At 70.1% G+C, this 875-nt stretch carries 1 protein-coding gene; it reads right to left on the reverse strand.

All coding sequences use genetic code 11. The features are described from left to right. Positions 1-875, reverse strand: an 875-nt coding sequence (locus tag D7X55_RS39825) for a phosphopantetheine-binding protein (protein ID WP_147470439.1), incomplete at both ends; no start/stop codon positions are given.

The raw sequence follows: 875 nt of genomic DNA on the forward strand, positions 1-875 counted from the left end.
TGGATGCGCTGGAAGGGCTGGCCCCCCTCTTCGAAGAAGGTGGTGCGCAGCGCTTCGTGCCGCACGACCAAGGCTTCGAAGGCACGACGCAAGGACTCCACGTCCAGCCGCCCCAGGAGGCGCAGCGCGACGGGGAGGTTGTACGACGCGTCGTCCGGCGCCAACTGATCCAGGAACCACAGGCGCTGCTGTGCGAAGGAGAGGGGCTGCGGACCGTCGGTGCGCGTGCGTGTCAGCGGCGGCAGTCGTGTACCCGTGGAGGCACGCTGCAACTTCCCGGCGAGTGTCGCGATGGTGGGCGCCTCGAAGAGGGCGCGGAGGGGGAGTTCCACGTCGAAAGCGGCGCGCACGCGGGCCACCAACTGGGTCGCGAGCAGCGAGTGTCCGCCCAGTTCAAAGAAGTTGTCCGTGCGGCCCACGGTGGGGACGCGCAGCACCTCGCTCCACAGGGCCGCGAGCTTTTCCTCCAGCGGCGTTGCCGGAGCCTCGTACGCGTGTGAGGCCCGGAGCAGGCCCGCGTCCGGAGCGGGCAGGGCCTTGCGGTCCACCTTGCCGTTGGACGTCAGCGGCAGCGCCTCCATGGGGACGAAGGCGGCGGGCACCATGTACTCGGGCAGGTGCTGCTTGAGGTGGGCACGCAGGGCCGTCACGTCGAGAGCGTCCCCCACGATGTACGCCACGAGACGCTTGTCGCCCGGCGAATCCTCGCGGGCGAGCACGACAGCGTCCTTCACGGCGGGGGCAGCCCGCAGGGCGTTCTCGACTTCGCCCAACTCGATGCGGAAGCCGCGCACCTTCACCTGGGCGTCGATACGGCCGACGAAGTCCAGTTGGCCATCCGCGCGCCAGCGCACCACGTCGCCCGTGCGGTAGAG

It is taken from the genome of Corallococcus sp. AB049A, assembly GCF_003668885.1.
In the GTDB taxonomy this organism is placed as follows: domain Bacteria; phylum Myxococcota; class Myxococcia; order Myxococcales; family Myxococcaceae; genus Corallococcus; species Corallococcus interemptor.